The following is an 18,655-nucleotide window of genomic DNA, read 5'->3' as shown; positions in this document are numbered from 1 at the left end:
GTAGATGTACTATGGCGTTCAAGAATTTAGGACAATATATATGAATCACTTATCATTTTTTTGGCTATCTGATAATAAGCAGCAACTTGTAGAAAGCCTTGAGTCTGAGTTTGCACAACTGGTTGAACAATCTATATCTACGGGCCGAATAACCCTTCCCCCGATTCCCGATGTAGTCATCAAAATCCAGCAACTCTGCACACGAGAAGAAACCGGTGTACCAGATATTGCCGAGTGTCTGATAGACGACCCAAGTCTTGCGGCAGTCGTTATCCGTGTAGCAAACTCTGTCATTTTTAACCGTCGTAATATTACCTGTACTGATATTCAAAACGCCGTATCTCGCCTAGGCATAATGCGAGTACGTGATATTGTTACGGCACAAGCAATAGAGCAACTAAAACACACCGCGAACTTAGATAAAGATTGTAGTGCTGTGCTTAAGAAGAGCGCCTCAAGCTCAAGAGAGTTCGCAGCAACAATGGTACTGGTTACTCAAGAGATACTGCAACACTCAGACAACCAATACGACTATTTAGAGCTTGAAAAAGCATTGCTGGTTGGACTGCTAGCAGATATTGGCTTGTACTGTTTAGTAAACGAGTTCCACATTTATCTGGACAGAGGAAATTACCTCGACAATGACCTCGCGCTGCAGATATTTGCTTCTCGATGTCCAACCACCAGTGAATTAGTGCTGAAGCACTGGCAGTTCGACAATGACTTTATAGAGGTTGCTAAGAATATCGAAATGACCGATGATCGCAATGACATCACCTATCTAGATATCGCAAGAATGGCTCATCATCTACTTATGTTTAGGCGTGATGATGATAAGATAGATAGCCATCACGTGGAGATGAATCTAGCTGGCGCTGAAGCGATGTATCAGCTAAGTAATTTAAATGAGAATGACTTTAAGTCACGGATTAATGACGTTATAACCGCAACTGGACTATAAACTACCTCACAGATGCGAGAACAATAGGCTTTAAACATGTTTTCAGGGATGATCTTTATATTTGCCCCACTCGTAGTGGGGTATCTGTTTTCTATTTCAAATAAATCAATTTTAGAATCTATAAATAAATACACCTCGTATTTAGTCTACGTTATTCTCTCTTTGATGGGATTAAGTCTAGCGGCACTAGATAATCTCGGCACCAATTTACAAACCATACTCACTTATACTGCGACATTTTTTGTCATTATTGGTTTATGTAACCTGACGACCTTGCCACTAATAGATCGCTTTTTTCCACTGCAAACAGTACAAACAAAACAAAAACTTCCCCTTTCAGCAATGGCAATGGAATCCGTTAAACTCATTATTGTTGTGGGTCTCGGGTTAGCAATCGGCCTTATCTTTCCACTGGATCTCAGTTGGGTAGAATCGGCCAGCGAGTGGATTTTATTCTTCTTATTGTTCCTAATCGGCATCCAGTTACGCAATAGTGGTTTGACCCTAAAACAGATCCTACTCAACAAGCACGGTATGTTAATCGCTATGGTGATTATAATATCTTCTTGGTTCGGAGGCATTGTCGCGGCACTGGTACTCGATATCCCTATAACCAAAGGGTTGGCTATGGCGTCTGGCTTTGGCTGGTATTCGTTAGCAGGCATTTTAATGGGGGATGCGTTTGGACCGGTATTTGGTGGGGCTTCATTTATGATAGAGCTGCTTAGAGAATTAGTCGCTCTGGTACTCATTCCTATGCTGATTACACGAAAACCGTGCAGCGCAATAGGCTACGCAGGTGCAACGGCTATGGACTTTACCTTACCCGTCATTCAGACAACCGGCGGCGTCCGCTGTGTACCAATAGCTATTGTTAGCGGATTTATTCTCAGCTTGTTAGTTCCTGTATTTATGCTGTTTTTCGTTTCTATTAGCGGTTAACTCATTAATCAGTCATATACAGCCTGATGACCTCAGCATGCTGGATTCAGAGCAGTATCAACAGGCTCAGTTCAAGAAAGATAACGGAAGAGTGCTATTCCATTTCGAGGTTATTTGAGAATAAAACTCTGTTACATAGCTCTCAGCAAAACCGTTAATAACTTGTTAGCATTTACCGACAATTAGAATAAACATTATAAAGATATAAAAGGAAGATAAATGAAGCGTTTAGCCCTCACGCTGTTACTGTGCAGTGCCAGCTCAGCAACACTAGCTGCTGACATGCAGTGTCAATCCCAAAAATACGATGCTTATATTGATGCCTCTCTTGCTTGGTATAAAGACCTGACTAATTTAACCGCGGAGCAATACCCAGACCTTAAAGAAGTTGGAGACTGGTTTTACCAAGGCAGGGAGAACCATTTCGAACTCAATCGAGCAGCAGTGCACTATTATTTAAAAGAAGACACCAGTAAAATCGCCACAGAAAAGCCTATTGAAGCTTGGTTAAAGTTAGAGCAAAAAGAGATCAAACAGCTGGCAACTCGTAGTGATACCCTAGGTAAAATAGCCGAGAAAACCTTCTCAGATCGCCAATCTACACCTCATGCTAAAAACTATGAGCTGCGCTCCGCCTTTGCTGATTTGTTAAGCCACCCTAAAAAAATAGACAGTGCATTGGCCAAATATAACCAATCTATTTCTGAAGTAGAGAAAATCAGCTGTCAATAAAAGTGAGCTTAATCGTTGGTGGTAAAATCAGATTACGCAATTAAAACGGGACATCGGTCCCGTTTTCGTTTAGATTGTTCCCCTCAAAAATGATGCATTCAAAGTTTGTAGACCTTAGTCACCTGATTTGTGTAGATGGCTACACTTCCCAGGCGCTGCCTTGTATGAAGCACCAACAAACTGCTGCAAAAATAGTCGCGAAAGGTCAACAGACCCTAGGGTTTACCGACCTAAATAACAAAAGTTTTTTAGTTATGGAAAACAAAACAGCTGATGTAAGCTTTGAAAGCTTACTGCGTATATTCACTATCCCTGAAGCTCCGGGATCTGCTTTATCTAAAATTGAAGTAGAGTTATCTCAAAACTTAAACGAGTTCTTGAGAGAACATATTGTTGCAGAAGAGAAGCCACTTTTTGAAATAGAAAAAGACTTTTCAAATGCTGTTATACCAGAACAGCCTGAATTTGTTTCAGATCATACTCAACACCTACTTGATACCTTGGTATCGCACTCAGTGCATACTTCTGCTCCTAGTTTTATCGGGCACATGACTTCAGCACTGCCCTATTTCTTAATGCCTCTATCCAAAATAATGATTGCTCTCAATCAAAACTTGGTAAAGATTGAAACGTCTAAAGCCTTTACACCTTTAGAGCGTCAAGTCCTCGGCATGTTACACCGGCTGATATACAGTAAAGAACCGTCGTTTTATGCTAAATGGATGCACAGTGCCAACCACTCTTTAGGTGCGTTTTGTTCTGGTGGGACCATCGCTAACATAACTGCGTTGTGGGTTGCTAGAAACAATGCTTTGAAAGCGGATAAACAGTTCAAAGGCGTACAAGCTGAAGGATTGTTCAAGGCCATGAAACATTATCAATACGAAGGTCTTGCCGTACTTGTATCAGAAAGAGGTCATTACTCGCTGAAAAAAGCGGCTAATGTTTTGGGCATTGGTCAAGACTCTCTTGTTCCGGTAAAAACAGACGGCAACAACCGCGTATGCACAAAAGATTTAGAGAGCAAAATCGCGCAATTAAAGTCTCAGAAAATTAAGCCGTTCGCAATTGTCGGAGTCGCAGGAACAACCGAAACTGGCAGTGTCGACCCATTAAAAGAGATGGCTGAAATTAGCCAGCGTGAAGGCTGCCATTTTCATGTAGATGCCGCGTGGGGAGGAGCAACATTAATGTCCAACCACTACCGTCACCTTCTTGATGGTATCGAACTTGCGAACTCGGTGACCATAGATGCTCACAAGCAGCTATACATACCTATGGGTGCTGGTATGGTGTTATTTAAAAACCCCGACGATATGAGAGCGGTAGAGCATCACGCAGAATATATTCTTCGTAAAGGTTCAAAAGATTTAGGTAGCCATACATTAGAAGGATCGCGCTCCGGTATGGCGATGTTGGTGTACTCCAGCCTACATATTATTAGCCGCCCAGGTTACGAGCTACTTATTGATCAAAGTATTGAGAAAGCGAAATACTTCTCGACGCTGATTAAACAACAGAACGACTTCGAACTGGTTTCGGAACCTGAGTTATGTTTGCTGACTTATCGTTATGTTCCCGAAGCGACACAAATAGCACTAGAAAACGCAAGCGAACAAGAGCGACAACCATTACTACAACTGCTAAACGATTTAACCAAGTATGTTCAGAAAACGCAAAGGGAAACGGGACGCTCATTTGTCTCCCGAACTCGGTTAAATCCGACTAAGTGGAATAAACACGACACGATTGTTTTTCGTGTGGTTTTGGCCAACCCGCTTACTAGCAAAGAGATCTTACAGTCGGTATTAATCGAGCAGCGAGAGATAGCGTTAAGCAATCGTTATCTATTAGAGAAAATTGAGCAGCAGACTCAGCATATTAATAATAGATCTCATTAACATTGCTTTCAAAACTGAAATTTTCTTTCTTATTTTTGTAATTTAGAAGTCATTTATTATTGAATTGGCGCAAAATTGCGTCAGTTCAATCCTACATTAAGTTTCGAAACTGAAATTTAGTTTGAACTTTGTCATGTTATCGCCATTAAATTGCCATTTTACTCTGCTTTTGTTTCTTTCCTATCCAAAGATGGGTTTATACTGAATCCAAAGTTGTAGGTTCTATTATTGCGTAATATATACAAGACCATACTAAATGGCATTTTGCAGTAGTTCGAACGCCCGTTTTATATACTTACTTATTAGTAATAATTATGAATACATTAGAGAAAATTCAAAAAAGCTTGGAAAACTTTAGCAAATCAGAACGTAAAGTTGCTGAAGTTATAATGGCATCCCCTCAAACGGCCATTCATTCAAGCATTGCAACATTAGCCAAGATGGCTGATGTTAGTGAACCAACCGTGAACCGCTTTTGTCGTCGTCTTGACACTAAAGGTTTTCCGGACTTTAAGCTTCATTTAGCGCAAAGTCTGGCAAATGGAACACCTTACGTTAATCGAAACGTAGAAGAAGATGATGGTCCAGATGCGTATACGCACAAAATATTTGAGTCAACGATGGCTTGTCTTGATGTGGCTAAAAATAGCCTTGATTCAATGCAAGTCAATCGCGCTGTCGATCTTTTAACTCAAGCTAAACGCATTTCATTTTTTGGCTTGGGTGCATCTTCGGCTGTAGCAAAAGATGCACAAAATAAGTTTATTCGTTTTAATATTCCCATTGCCTGTTTTGAAGACATTGTGATGCAACGAATGAGCTGTATCAACTGTACAGACAATGATGTCATCGTTCTTATCTCTCATACTGGCCGAACAAAAAGTATGGTAGAAGTGGCTAATTTAGGTCGAGAAAATGGAGCCACAGTTATTGCGATAACGGCAAAAGACTCTCCACTTGATAAAGCCGCCTCTCTATCAATTACATTAGACGTACCAGAAGATACTGATGTCTACATGCCGATGGCAAGTCGTGTTGTGCAGATGACCGTTATTGATGTCCTAGCAACAGGCTTTACCCTACGACGTGGTTCAGGTTTCCGCGATAATCTTAAACGGGTTAAAGATGCGTTAAAAGATTCTAGGTACGACAAAATTACCAGCTTTTAAGCTATTTATGATAAAAAACGGAGCTAGAAGCTCCGTTTTTTTACTCAAAAAGGTTCAGTTTCATTTTGTGTATAGCCTAGCTCATTAATCTCTATACTCGCGTTGCTCTTCTCTTGCTGATTTCCCTCTTCATGTTCTTCACAGGTACATACTTGCTCAAGAATAAAGATCAAACGCTCTTCAGTTAACGGAATGGGGTTACCTTTGATCGATGCAGATTGCATAGCGTCTAACGCGACGGTTCTAAATGACGTCATGCAAATACCAAAATCCGTTAAGCTGGGTAACTTCAAGCACTCTAGCGTTGTTTTGATCCAATCTACCGCATCCTGTTCATTGGCATGTTGGTTATTCGTCACCAGTCTAGCAATCGTGCGATAACGTTGCAGGATATCGTCTCTGCCCCCTTCTCTTGCCACTGATATATTTTCTTGCATCACATATGGCGCTAAACGAGCAGTAATCACACTGTGTGGGACAGTAATTTTTCCACCTAAAGAAGAAGCAAGCCCATGTGCGGCACCCAGCTTAGCATTGGAGATGGCCATTCCACCAAGCATTGAAGAAAACGCTAAGTCAGAATAAGGAAACTTAGCATCGTCACTAGTTAATAGCGTTAGTGCACCCGACAGTTTTCGTATTCCCTCTTCACAAATCATGTCAGTTAATGGGTTTGGATCACCGCACACATAAGCTTCCATTAAATGGGTAAAAGTTTCCATTGCGCCTCGATAAGCAATGTCACTTGAGGCTCCAACCGTTAAGCTAGGGTCAACTATAGCGACATCAGGCAAGATATCGGCCGATCGTAAGCTTACCTTTACTTTATCCTGCCCTGAGCGTAACACGCTTTTATTGGTCACCTCAGAACCGGTACTTGCGGTGGTTGGAATGGCAATAAATGGAAGGGGTTTTGTTTTAAGTGGTACGCTACGTCCAACGACTTCAACATAATCATAGACATCACCCTGATTGGGAATGATAGCGGCTAATGCTTTTCCCATATCTATGGCACTACCACCACCAATGGAGACCACCATATCAGGTTTGAAACGCCGACCGATCACCGCGGTTTCTTCAACCATTGTGATGTTTGGTTCACCACTGATAGAGACATGTTGATAGCGCATTTTTTGCTGTTTTAAATAATTAAGCACAGGTTTAGCTCGCTGAGTATTTCGCCCGGAGACTAACAATACACTGTAACCATATTGATTTAGTACCGATAACGATGAAGACAACACCCCTTCACCAAATACTATCCTTGTTGATGTCATAAACTGAAACATACACACTCCTATAATAGCTACTGTTAATTAGGTTGCGCTTGTTTACTCAATAAGTTATTGATTTAGTACAAATCACATTGACTCTCTGCAATTAATTTGCAGAAACTTGTTAGCGTTCACACTGTTGATGTTGGCCATCATTAAAACTCCTTGCTTTAGCTTACACGGTATCTTTACCTGCCATTTAAAGCCTCCTAAACTGGCTCTGCCGAGTGAAAATATCGTCTATTATCACTCTATTACTGTCAATTTGAGCTAAATAGGTTTTACCTATTGGATCCAGAGGTTATTCAAGCTTTATTTTCTTGGTAGCTTAAGGCATAGTTAGTTCATCCCGTTCAGCCATATAATTATTAAGATGATTATTGTAAAAAGAATCGTCTTATAAAAAGTTTAGGAGAAAGTGAATGTTTGTTGTTATTTTTGGACGCCCTGGTTGCCCATACTGCGTTAGAGCAAAAGATATTGCCGAATCATTAAAAGAGAAACGCGATGATTTCAACTATCGCTATGTTGATATTCATGCAGAAGGCATCAGCAAAGCTGATCTTGAAAAAACCGTTGGTAAACCCGTTGAAACAGTACCTCAAATATTTGTCGACCAAGATCATATTGGCGGCTGCACAGAATTTGAAGCGTACGCTAAAGAGAATTTAGACCTTTACTAAAAGTATCAAAATTCAGATAAAACTAAGCCCGCAAAATTTGCGGGCTTTTTGTAATACGATTTCCAGCGAACTCGTTTGATATACGTAAGTCGTAACTTTACACAGTCAATAACGACTTACTTAACCATAGCGTTCGTTTAAATATCAATCACGTCAAATTCAACCGCAGGGTTGACATCGGCATCGTAATCGACCCCTTCAACACCAAAGCCAAATAGTTTTAGAAACTCTTCTTTGTATTCAACATAATCCGTTAAGTCTTTTATATTCTCTGTGGTAATTTGTGGCCACAACTCACGGCAATGCTGTTGAATATCGTCACGTAGTTCCCAATCATCCAATCGCAAGCGGTTACAGTCATCAACTTCAGCTTGTGAACCATCTTCTTTATATAGACGTTGGCTAAACATGCGATAAATCTGCTCCATACAGCCTTCATGCACATTCTCTTCACGCATCTTCTTAAAGACCATAGCAATGTATAGTGGCATAACAGGAATCGCGGAGCTTGCTTGAGTAACAACCGACTTTAATACTGCAACATTAGCGCTACCACCAGTGGCAGAAAGTTTATCATTTAATACACTTGCCGCACGATCTAGGTCCATTTTAGCTTTACCTAATGCACCATCCCAGTAGATCGGCCAAGTGAGCTCTGTACCAATATAGCTATACGCTACCGTTTTACAGCCTTCTGCTAATACGCCCGCATCTGAAAGCGCATTGACCCACAGCTCCCAATCTTCTCCACCCATTACCGTAACGGTATCTTGAATCTCTTGCTCTGTTGCTGGCTCAACGCTCGCTTCAATAATGACATCTTTATTAGTATCAACCGCGGTTGAGGTATAGGTTTCGCCAATTGGTTTTAGAGCTGAACGGATCACTTCTCCCGTTTCAGGCATTTTACGAACTGGGGACGCCAGCGAGTAAACAATCATGTCGATTTGACCAAGATCTTGCTTAATTAAATCAATCGTCTTTTGCTTCGCTTCATTAGAAAAAGCATCACCATTTAAACTTTTCGAATATAAGCCTTCTTCTTTCGCCAACTTATCAAATGCAGCAGCATTGTAAAAACCAGCTGTACCCGTTCTTTTCTCTGTGCCTGCTTTTTCAAAGAACACACCAATGGTTGACGCGCCACCACCAAATGCAGCGGCGATACGAGAAGAGAGACCATAGCCACTTGAAGAACCAACAACAAGCACTCTCTTAGGAGCATTTTTTATTTGCCCTTGTGCTTTTGTGTATTCAATCTGTTCTTTTACATTAACTTCACAACCTACAGGGTGAGTAGTAGTACAAATAAATCCACGAATTCGAGGTTTAATGATCATGTTCAACTGTCCTTTATAAGTGAGGTTTGCTTGTTAGCATCACCTTATGATTGCCGTTAGGATAAAAGTTTAGCCAACAAATCGCATCTACTTTCTTTTAATTTGCTGTTAATTTTGAAGTGGTTGGAGTTGTTAAGGTAAAAAAGCACCTCATTTGAGGTGCTTTTTGCTATTACGCTACGAGTTATCTAGGCAACACTGTTCAATTTTGGTGCTGATTGACTGTGCGTTAACGTCTCTGAAAAGTCATGACTAAAGTGATCCACCTGTACCGCTTTACTGCGAATCGCTTCTGCTTCCAAGATCTGTTTCACTTCTTGCTCAGTGAAGACACCAGCGTCAAATGCTTGCTTCAATCTCTCTTTTAGTGGGCCTTTTCTTGCCACTTTACCCTCTTTAGCCGCTTGAATTAGCTTACGCTCTAAACCACGGATTTCATACATTTTGATAAAGGCAGTTTCCATTAGACCAATGGAATCATCAGGATCTTTACCTATATAGCATAAGTGAGTTAAACGGTCGCGATGAGCGCCCGGCGTCATTACGCTTTCCGCAATACGAACCGTCACATTGTCCGATGGTTTCTTGAAGCGGTTACCCAGAGGGAAAACTAAGCCACTTAATAGAGAACCGGCAACTTTACTCGGGAAGTTGTCATACGCTTCTTGCAACGATTTAGCGGCACTATATAGACAGTGCTGTACGCCGTAATGAACATAATCTAGATCACTCTGTTGACGCCCATCATCTTCATACTTTTTCAACACGGCCGATGCCATATATAGGAAGCTCAATGCATCACCTAAACGAGCTGAAATCATCTCTTTACGTTTTAAGTCGCCACCTAATGTTGCCATGGCAACATCAGAACTCAATGCCAAAGCACGACTCACTCGAGTCAGATCTTTATAATAAACCTTAGTTGGTCCACTCATATGCGCTTTGATAAATTTAGATCCTGTTAAGCCAGCAAACAAAGAACCAAAGGTATTTTTAGCACCATGTTTAATATGCTTAAACAGCAGTTCATCAAACTCTTTTGCACCTTGTTCAGTATCAGGATTGGCCGCCGCTTCCATCTCTTTCAACACATAAGGATGACAACGAGTTGCCCCTTGTCCGAATATCATCAGATTTCGCGTTAGAATATTGGCACCTTCTACCGTGATCGCCACAGGCGCACCGATATAGAAGTTGGCTAAGTAGTTCATTGGACCTTGCTGAATACCACGACCTGCATGAATATCCATGGAGTCATCAAGCACCGTTCGAGCCATTTCAGTCATATGATACTTGGCAATGGCGGTCACTATCCCTGGTTTCTCTTTCAAGTCTAGAGAAGTGGTCGTCAGTGTACGTGTCGCTTCCAGTAAGTAAGAAAGCCCACCGATTCGCCCTAGAGCTTCTGCTACACCTTCAAACTTACCAATAGGTAAACCAAACTGTTTACGTACATAAGCGTATGCACCTGTTGTACGAGTCGTTAAGTGCCCAACCGCTGCCCCCATTGCTGGTAATGAGATACCACGGCCGGCAGAAAGACACTCTACTAGCATACGCCAGCCTTTACCTACGTAGTCTTGTCCGCCAATGATCCACTCCATAGGGATAAAGACATCTTCACCACGAGTCGGTCCGTTCATAAAGGCAAGCCCTAGTGGGTCATGACGCTCACCAATCTCTACGCCTGAGTGATCAGAAGGGATAAGTGCACACGTAATACCAAGATCGAGCTTGTCACCCAACAGTCCATCAGGATCTTGCAGTTTAAATGCTAATCCAAGAACCGTTGCAACAGGCGCTAGAGTAATATAACGCTTATTCCAGCTAATGCGCATACCAAGCACTTCTTTGCCTTCATGCATTCCTTTACAAACAACACCCATATCAGGAATGCCACCGGCATCTGAACCCGCTTCAGGGCCAGTTAATGCAAAACAAGGAATATCGGTACCATCTGCTAAGCGAGGCAACCAGTAATCTTTCTGTTGCTGTGTACCATAGTGAGTAATTAGCTCACCTGGTCCCAATGAGTTTGGAACCATGACACTGACAGCCACACTGTTACTGCGCGTTGCAATTTTTGACACAATGGTTGAGTTGGCATGAGAAGAGAACTCTCTACCACCATACTCTTTAGAAATAATCAGCGAGAAGAAGCGTTCTTTAAGAATGTAATCCCATACTTCTTTTGGTAAATCACGATCTTCTTTGACGATTTTGTGGTCATCGATCATTTCAAGCAGTGTTTCTACTTCATTATCAATAAATGACTGCTCTTCAGCCGTTAATGTCGGCTTAGGATAATGATGCAGCTTTTGCCAATCAGGCGAACCAGAGAATAGCTCTCCATCCCACCATACACTACCCGCTTCCATTGCCTCTTTTTCAGTGTCAGATAGCGGTGGTAATACTTTTTTAAACATCTTAAATGCTGGGTCGCTGACCCACTTTCTACGTAGAGAGCACATAGTTCAGATCCTTTTGTTCTATTAGATATTTATTATTGCTTTAAGTTATTGAGTTAAAATTGTTTTCGATTAAACATGGTTAAAAATCAAACCAAATCAATCAGCAGCAACACCCGCCGCTAAAAATGGAATCAACTGGTTGATGACAACAGTAGAATCAACCGCTTGACCATAATCATTAAATGCGATTTCAGCTAATGCTTGGCTAGAAGCCATAGTGAAAACACATGTTCCTAAGGTGAAATGCAAACGCCAAAATAGAGTTTCAGGCGTTAAATCTGGTCCTGCTTTTATAATAGAGTTACTAAATTGAGTTAACACTTCACTGTATCGAGTGGTAATAAACCAACGCAAATGCCCTTGTACATCGGTATAACCTCTGCCAACCAGTAACATAAATCGACTCGCACCATTAGGTCTCACGTTATCTAGTCGGAGAAGTGGCTCTTTTAATGTTTCAAAAACCTCTTCCATATGATAATTATCTCGCTGGTTCAGCTCCACTAACGCGTCCCCTACCGCTGGCATAAAAGCCTCTAAATACCGATCAAGCACTGCACGTACTAAGGTTTTCTTGTCTCCAAAATGGTAATTAACCGACGCTAGATTCACATTCGCTTTGCTAGTAATCGCTCTAAGAGAAGTATCATTAAAGCCCTGCTCCGCAAATAGCCCCTCAGCGACATCAAGAATTTTGTCTTTTGTTTTATTTTTTTGCGCCATTTCAATCAACCGTATCAAACAACTGTTTGAAATATACATCCTCAACAAGATATTAACAAGTACGCAACATCACATTTATGATGCTTAATAGAAAATAAAAATTTTGAAATAAAAGAGAAATTAAATTGAACTGTTTCAGTGAAGGCGGGTCAGAATATCTGTAGTGAACAGAGCATTGAGAAGGTTACCGAGTGGTAGTACTTGATTTTTAACTGTTTTACTCAACATACTGCTTTTTTCTTATTTATTAAAACTCCTATGTTTGTATAGCCCAATCCCTTTTTGGATTGGGCTTTTTTTCATCTATTATTTTGGTAATGTCATTCTTAACAGAACATATCCGATAACGGCAGCACTCGTTGAGCCCATCAAAATGCCCAGTCTTGCATAGGTATCAAACTCTGCACTCACACCAACGAATGCCAGTGAAGAGATAAATATCGACATAGTAAATCCAATACCACACAACACAGATACCGCAAATATATGTTTAAAGTTAATACCTTCTGGTAACTTAGCAACACCAGATTTAACCGCTAGCCAACTAAAGCTGAAAATACCTAAAGGTTTGCCAATCAGTAGCCCCAATGCAATCCCTAAAGGTAACATTGACGTTAGTCCAGATAGAGAGACCCCTTCTAATGATATCCCCGCATTTGCAAAGGCAAAGATAGGCAAAATAGCAAAAGCGACATAAGGGTGTAATGCGTGTTCTAGATGTTTAAGGGGCGAATCTTCTTTGTCATTTCCTTCTAAAGGAATCGCAAAGCCTAGTACAACACCTGCTAACGTTGCATGGACACCGGACTTAAGTACTGCAAACCAAAGAATAAATCCTGCTAATAAGTACCAAGTCAATTTAGTGACATGTTTGGCATTCATCATAAACAGAACTCCCGTCATAATGAAACCAACCGTCAGTGCTAATGTAGAAAGATCACTGCTGTAAAACAGAGCAATAATCACCACAACACCCAAATCATCAATGATGGCTAAGGCCAATAGGAAGACCTTTAAACTAACAGGAACACGAGAACCAAGCAGTGCCATGATACCAAGAGCAAAAGCAATATCAGTCGCGGCGGGAATAGCCCAACCTTGGATAGCTTGACTATCATTGATATTAAACATCACGTAAATCAGCGCAGGAGCCAACATGCCACCTACCGCTGCAATCGCGGGGAAAATGGCCGTTTCTCTTGATTTCAACGCCCCTTCCAATAACTCTCTTTTTACTTCTAAACCGATTAATAAGAAGAACACCGCCATTAGGCCGTCGTTTATCCAGTGTGAAATTGACATCCCAAGAAAGTACGAATGTAACACTGCATAGTAAGCTTCGCCTGCGGCTGAGTTCGCAATGATCATCGCTATCGCTGCGGTGATAACTAATAAAATACCACCAGCGGATTCCATCTTAAAAAAATCACGAATGACGTCATTCATAATCCCTACCTCATTATTATAATTTTTTGCATATATTTCGTAAAAACCAATAACGCGCAGTGTATAACTCATACAAAGACAGGAATAATCGATTGTTTAGAAGTATAACTTCGGTTTATCCGAACATTCCAATCTAGCTGCTCATTCACAGAGCAGAAAAAGCAGACTCAACCACTGTGGAAAACATATTCATATAGAATATAAGCATTTTAGTGCATAAATTTAATTTATAGAAATACCCTGTTGAAATCTTAGATGATTTTTGGCGAAGAGGAGAAAATTATTTGTAAACAAGAGTCAAGTAGCCAAGTCATTTCAAATAAAAGGATTTAGCGGGAGGCAGAGTCATTCTCTGACGACGAGCAGTTCTCGGCTATTTATCAAGTGTATGCCATAAAAGAAGTGTTAAGGGGTATCAGCATCGGTTTGTAATAAACCAATATATACTGATTCTTGCCGTAGAATGACTATGCCTTCAAATCAGTGCCTTGATCAGCAGCCAATACATTCTCGCTGAACAAGCACCTTGAGGTCAGTTGAATATAACAATGAACTAGTAGCCAGAAAGCTTTAACGAACCTTTACCCGATGAGCTGCCGGATACCGTTATAGGCCCCTGCCAATAAGGTTGAATGAAATCATGCCACATTTCATTGTTCAAAGCCTTAATGGTCACAGAGAGGCGCTCTTTCGCTATGCTAATCTGCCACTCTAACGGGAGAAGTTTTCCATTCGCCAACCTCGTATAGACGGTCGGTTTCATCTTTATCTCATTGTGGTTGAGGGCTAATTTTTTACCCTCTTTATCGACAATAGTTCCATAACTGTAAACAGGGAGTGACGGTAGTTTATTGTGCTTTATCTTTAAGTAACGCCCATCATCAAGTTGTACATCAATCTGTGTTTGAGTTTGTAGCTTCTCAATGGCTGGATCACTATGCCACTCTTTGGTTAGAGACGCGTTGCCAGCCACATCAAACGGCTTACCGTTGATCTGCAACTTACCTGCAACACGTATACGCGGCATAAAAAATTGGTAAGAAGCGATGGGTAATAAACTCTGCTCCTGCTGGTAACCATTCTCCATTGCCAACAAAAATGGCGAGGTAGCCAAAGATTTTAAGGAGAAAGAAAAATCATCAGTGGCGACCTTTAGTATACCGGGAAGCGGAGCAATCCCGAGAGAGTTCCATGACCAGTTATCTATCCACAATCGAAAAGGTCGAGTTCTTAGCCCCGCCTGACCGACACCACCTCTAGCAAGTCGTTGTTGTTTCCACACTCGATGTTGATAGCTCACCACAACCTGAGCAACAAATAGTTGTGAGTTTTTCCAGCCGCCTAAAAGCGACTCATCGCGTGATACTCGGATAACTGTCCACTGAATACTGGCAGGGTTACCCTGTTTATCCGTTAGCGTTGCAAAATACTGCCATTTTTCATTCTGAAATTCTGGATGAAAAGCAAAATCTCTAGGAAGCTCAACGGGATGATTAGGCAAGACAGGCTCAAATGTAGCCGTAGGATTTATACCGTATACATTAGTCAGTTCATCAATAACTTTAACGGGTTTTTGTTGTTGAAAATAGGAAACGACGGCAGCGATACTTACCAGAAGTACTGCAACTATTGCTGAACGAAATACGATCTTTCTTTTCATACTACAAAGCATCCCGTAGCGATTTCATTGGCGTCCGTTTCACCATACCAATGACCGGTATTGCTCCAGCAATGACAAGAGCCAGCATTGCCCACATAAAGGTATTAAAATACTCCCATGGAATAACATACAAGTGCATAGTCCAGCCAAAAGACTCTTTCAATACAACTTCCACCAGTATTTGTGCCAATCCGACCCCTAGAGGCATGGCAACAATTGCAGATATCACACCAAAAACGAACAGCTGCAAACAGCTCAACAACACCAGTTCTTTTCCTGACATGCCGAAGCATCGTAGCAAGGCGATATTTCTCTGCTTGGAGATTTCTCCCGCAATCGTGGCGAAGAAGATCCCAAACACAGCAATAATTAATGTCAAATTACCTAAGGTATCTGCAATGACAAATGTTCGATCAAACACACGCATAGCCTGACTGTGAATATCTTTATTGTTGTATATCCGTTCTGTCGACATTCGCTGTGTAATTTGCAGACGATCAAGTAATAACGATTCGTCGGCATCGGGTTTCAGTACGACGCCCAACCCCACATTGCCTTGGCCGGTATAGTGTTTTAACCAATTATTATGCGACATCAGAACTTGACGATACGGGTTGCCATAATCGTAGTAAACCCCGACGACTTGCCAGCTTGCAGCAGAGCTATCTAAAGCAATATAGTCTCCCGGCCGTAAACCATCTTTCACCGCCATGGACTCACTCACCATTAAGCCACGAGAAGTATTTAAGTAATACCATGAATTAGGTATTGCAAGCTTAACCGTTACCGCATTTCGTTCTGATTGGCTATCCCCAGTACTTACCACTTCAATAACGCCGCTATCTGTCGAGATCTCTTTCTCCCAACGCCACCACACATCTTCAACTTCAGGCTGCTTTATCAGCCAAGATCCCATACGACCTACCGAGTTAGTCGTAGGATAAATATAAACGTCAGCCGCCAATTTTTGATTTAGCCAGCTATCGGTTGTTTCTCTAAAACTGCCAACAAGGGTTTCTACTGCAACATTGGCAGACATCGCCAGCATAAAGGCCATTACCGCAACGCCACGATAACTCATGCTAGCGGCAGCATCGGCAAAGAACCAGCGCACTTTTACCCACTTTAGCGAGAATGAGAGTACGCTAAACAGTTCGAAGATAACAAAAGGCATAAACAGAGCAACACTGATAAGCAGTAGCGCCACTATGATAAAGCCAGTCTCCGCTGAGTCTGATATCTGATACAAGGCAAATGCAATAATACAGAATAGACACGCGACCAGTGCCTGCCATGAAAACTCTCTACCAGCAAAACGAACTAAAGAGAGCCTAGCGGATAAACGAATAGGCTGAGAGCGTATTAATCGTACTAACGGCCAGCTACAGGCGAGAACGGTCCCAAGCACAGCCATTAACAAGCTTTGAAACACGGATAACCAATCCCACTCTATGGTTAGTCCCACATTTGCATTGTATAGATCAGAGAGCGTGGTTGAGACTGAAGGCATCAACTTATTCGCCAACATCAAGCCAAAAACATTACCGTAAATCCAACCAGACAAGATGAGTAAAAACAGCTCTAGCATAAGCGCTTTGGACAACTGCCAGCCCGACACCCCTGTCTGGCGAAGTATACCCACCATAGGCTGTCGCTGAATAAAGGACAATGAAATCGCTTGGTAAAAAATGAATAAGCCAACGACAAATGCCAGCATTCCCATCGCAGAGAGATTCATATGAAATGCTTGAGTTAAAGATTCAAGTTCGGCTTTGGAGGTTTTCGCTAACGCCATTCCATTTGGGATCAACTGCTTTAATTTGGCTAATTTTTTCTCCGGCATTGGAGCACAAGCAATAGATGAAAAACCGCCCTCTCTCTTTAACTGTCGGATTAATGCAATATCAGCCACTATTAATGTGCCATTTAAGCCACCTTCGCTATCCAATATAATAGGGCCAAGCTTGCTGCCATCATTGAGATCAATGTAGTCACCAACCTCTTTCCCTAAGTAAGTGGCCAACTCGCTACTTAACATAACAGGAGGCGTTTCTTGCATTAATTGAAAATAGGAGGGGTGCTTAATCCCTGCGGCTGAACTGAGCTCCAGCATAGCAACAGGGTCGATGCCGATAATAGAAAGATCTTCACCGCGACTGCTTTCCAGCTGCATCGAATCAATGGGCATACATTGATTAAATCCTTCACGACGAAGCTGAATGTAAAACCCTTGAGGGATTCGATTGGCATTGTATTTCGGTGTAATTCGATATGGTAGTGGCGTAGCGAACAGCTTTTCACCACTGGAATAACTCTGTTTTGCATGATGATTTATCGCGGTAACACCAACAAATATTGATACACCAAGAGTCAATCCAAACAGTACTAACAATAGTTGAAGAGGGTGTCGACGGTAATGCCCCAGTAGCGATTTAACTACGGGCGATAACATGCAACTGTCCCCCTTGTAGCTTTATACAACCGTTCATGTGTTGTGCGACTTTTTCACTGTGTGTCACTAACAAAAGTGTACAGTTTAGTTGCTTTGCTAAGGACGTTAATAAGCGCATAACCGCTTCAGCATTACGTTCATCTAAACTCCCTGTAGGCTCATCGGCCAACAGTAGTTTAGGTTCCATATAAAGAGCTCTCGCGATTGCAGCACGTTGCTGCTGCCCTCCGGAAACCTCTTCAGGGTAACGCCCGAGCAGTGCCATTAAATCAAGTGAAGAGACAATCTGCCGCCATAAACCTTTATCTTCAGGTAAGCCTTTAAGCTGGCGACAAAACCGAATGTTATCGGCAATATTCAAAGTGGGAAGTAGATTGTACTGTTGAAAAACATGACCAATATTATTGCGACGATATGCGGTTTTTTTAACCTCTGGGCTATTGGTCATTACAAAATCAGGAAATATTATCTCTCCTGAATCTACCATATCCAATCCCGATATCAAGTTGAGCAGCGTGCTCTTTCCTGAACCGCTCTCCCCCATTAACGCTAACTGATCACCTTGCTTTAATACTAACTCTGCGCCCTGAAGTACAGGATGGAATTCACCTCCATCTACATAGCCTTTACTCAGGTTCTCCAGTTTCAGCATTAACGCACTCTCTACAATTCTAAATTGGGATAGTGAATCTACACTAAAACCTTACAATCTGAAAGTATTTTGAATAACAGATCACACTATTTAAATGCCAAACAGAAAGAGAGCAGACATAGCTCTCTTTTTAACCAATTTATTTTGCAAAACGAAAGAAATAGACGGCTTAGCTAATTACCTCTAACTGTTTATTTTAACTAGCGATTTTTACAACCATTTCAATTTTAGTTGTCTAGCCAAACCGTC

14 protein-coding genes are annotated in these 18,655 nt (G+C 41.6%); 6 read left to right on the top strand and 8 right to left on the bottom strand.

Translation table 11 applies throughout. The annotated features are described in order from the left end of the window. The first annotated feature begins 40 nt into the window (after nucleotides 1-40). The 5 genes from F0227_RS14895 to F0227_RS14875 all read left to right on the top strand — a co-directional run bounded on the left by F0227_RS14895 (nucleotide 41) and on the right by F0227_RS14875 (nucleotide 5,705). A complete protein-coding gene (locus F0227_RS14895; protein ID WP_171754031.1) occupies nucleotides 41-961 on the top strand; it encodes an HDOD domain-containing protein in 921 nt (306 codons plus the stop codon). A gap of 36 nt (nucleotides 962-997) precedes the next feature. Beyond that, on the top strand, nucleotides 998-1,903 hold the full coding sequence (locus F0227_RS14890) for a lysine exporter LysO family protein (protein WP_171754029.1): 906 nt from the start codon (nucleotides 998-1,000) through the stop codon (nucleotides 1,901-1,903). Between the two features lie 219 nt (nucleotides 1,904-2,122). Next, nucleotides 2,123-2,635 carry a hypothetical protein gene (locus tag F0227_RS14885; protein ID WP_171754027.1) on the top strand — a complete coding sequence of 171 codons (513 nt, stop codon included), beginning with the start codon at nucleotides 2,123-2,125 and terminating at the stop codon, nucleotides 2,633-2,635. A gap of 254 nt (nucleotides 2,636-2,889) precedes the next feature. Further along, complete coding sequence (panP, locus tag F0227_RS14880; RefSeq protein WP_171754036.1) at nucleotides 2,890-4,536, top strand: pyridoxal-dependent aspartate 1-decarboxylase PanP; 1,647 nt, start codon at nucleotides 2,890-2,892, stop codon at nucleotides 4,534-4,536. A 314-nt stretch (nucleotides 4,537-4,850) separates the two neighbouring features. Then, complete coding sequence (locus tag F0227_RS14875; protein WP_171754026.1) at nucleotides 4,851-5,705, top strand: MurR/RpiR family transcriptional regulator; 855 nt, start codon at nucleotides 4,851-4,853, stop codon at nucleotides 5,703-5,705. A gap of 44 nt (nucleotides 5,706-5,749) precedes the next feature. On the opposite strand, the gene F0227_RS14870 is transcribed toward F0227_RS14875, so the two are convergent. Continuing rightward, nucleotides 5,750-6,994: an iron-containing alcohol dehydrogenase gene (locus F0227_RS14870; protein WP_171754024.1), complete on the bottom strand. Its 1,245-nt coding sequence runs from the start codon at nucleotides 6,992-6,994 to the stop codon at nucleotides 5,750-5,752. A 407-nt stretch (nucleotides 6,995-7,401) separates the two neighbouring features. Here F0227_RS14870 and F0227_RS14865 point away from each other — a divergent pair, with 407 nt between their 5' ends. Then, entirely contained in the window at nucleotides 7,402-7,662 is a 261-nt protein-coding gene (locus tag F0227_RS14865) for a GrxA family glutaredoxin (RefSeq protein ID WP_171754022.1), read from the top strand. A 137-nt stretch (nucleotides 7,663-7,799) separates the two neighbouring features. Here F0227_RS14865 and fabV read toward each other — a convergent pair whose 3' ends face one another. From fabV to F0227_RS14830, 7 genes are all read right to left on the bottom strand, one after another. Then, the gene (gene fabV / locus F0227_RS14860) at nucleotides 7,800-9,002 is read right to left on the bottom strand and encodes an enoyl-ACP reductase FabV (RefSeq protein WP_171754021.1); all 1,203 of its coding nucleotides are present in this window, start codon (nucleotides 9,000-9,002) and stop codon (nucleotides 7,800-7,802) included. Between the two features lie 188 nt (nucleotides 9,003-9,190). After that, nucleotides 9,191-11,473 carry an acyl-CoA dehydrogenase gene (locus F0227_RS14855; protein ID WP_171754019.1) on the bottom strand — a complete coding sequence of 761 codons (2,283 nt, stop codon included), beginning with the start codon at nucleotides 11,471-11,473 and terminating at the stop codon, nucleotides 9,191-9,193. 96 nt (nucleotides 11,474-11,569) lie between these two features. After that, nucleotides 11,570-12,196: a TetR/AcrR family transcriptional regulator gene (locus F0227_RS14850; protein ID WP_171754018.1), complete on the bottom strand. Its 627-nt coding sequence runs from the start codon at nucleotides 12,194-12,196 to the stop codon at nucleotides 11,570-11,572. A gap of 306 nt (nucleotides 12,197-12,502) precedes the next feature. Then, nucleotides 12,503-13,642 carry a Na+/H+ antiporter NhaA gene (nhaA, locus tag F0227_RS14845; protein ID WP_171754016.1) on the bottom strand — a complete coding sequence of 380 codons (1,140 nt, stop codon included), beginning with the start codon at nucleotides 13,640-13,642 and terminating at the stop codon, nucleotides 12,503-12,505. 553 nt (nucleotides 13,643-14,195) lie between these two features. Then, entirely contained in the window at nucleotides 14,196-15,302 is a 1,107-nt protein-coding gene (locus F0227_RS14840) for a lipocalin-like domain-containing protein (RefSeq protein ID WP_171754014.1), read from the bottom strand. A gap of 1 nt (nucleotide 15,303) precedes the next feature. Then, nucleotides 15,304-17,754: an ABC transporter permease gene (locus F0227_RS14835; RefSeq protein WP_171754012.1), complete on the bottom strand. Its 2,451-nt coding sequence runs from the start codon at nucleotides 17,752-17,754 to the stop codon at nucleotides 15,304-15,306. Further along, nucleotides 17,735-18,406, bottom strand: coding sequence for an ABC transporter ATP-binding protein (locus F0227_RS14830; protein WP_171754011.1), 672 nt, complete (start codon nucleotides 18,404-18,406; stop codon nucleotides 17,735-17,737). The genes F0227_RS14835 and F0227_RS14830 overlap by 20 nt, the downstream gene beginning before the upstream one ends. Nucleotides 18,407-18,655 lie beyond the last annotated feature (249 nt).

This window comes from Vibrio sp. 99-8-1 (assembly GCF_013114595.1).
Lineage (GTDB): Bacteria > Pseudomonadota > Gammaproteobacteria > Enterobacterales > Vibrionaceae > Vibrio.
This window is presented reverse-complemented; position numbering and strand designations above follow the sequence as displayed.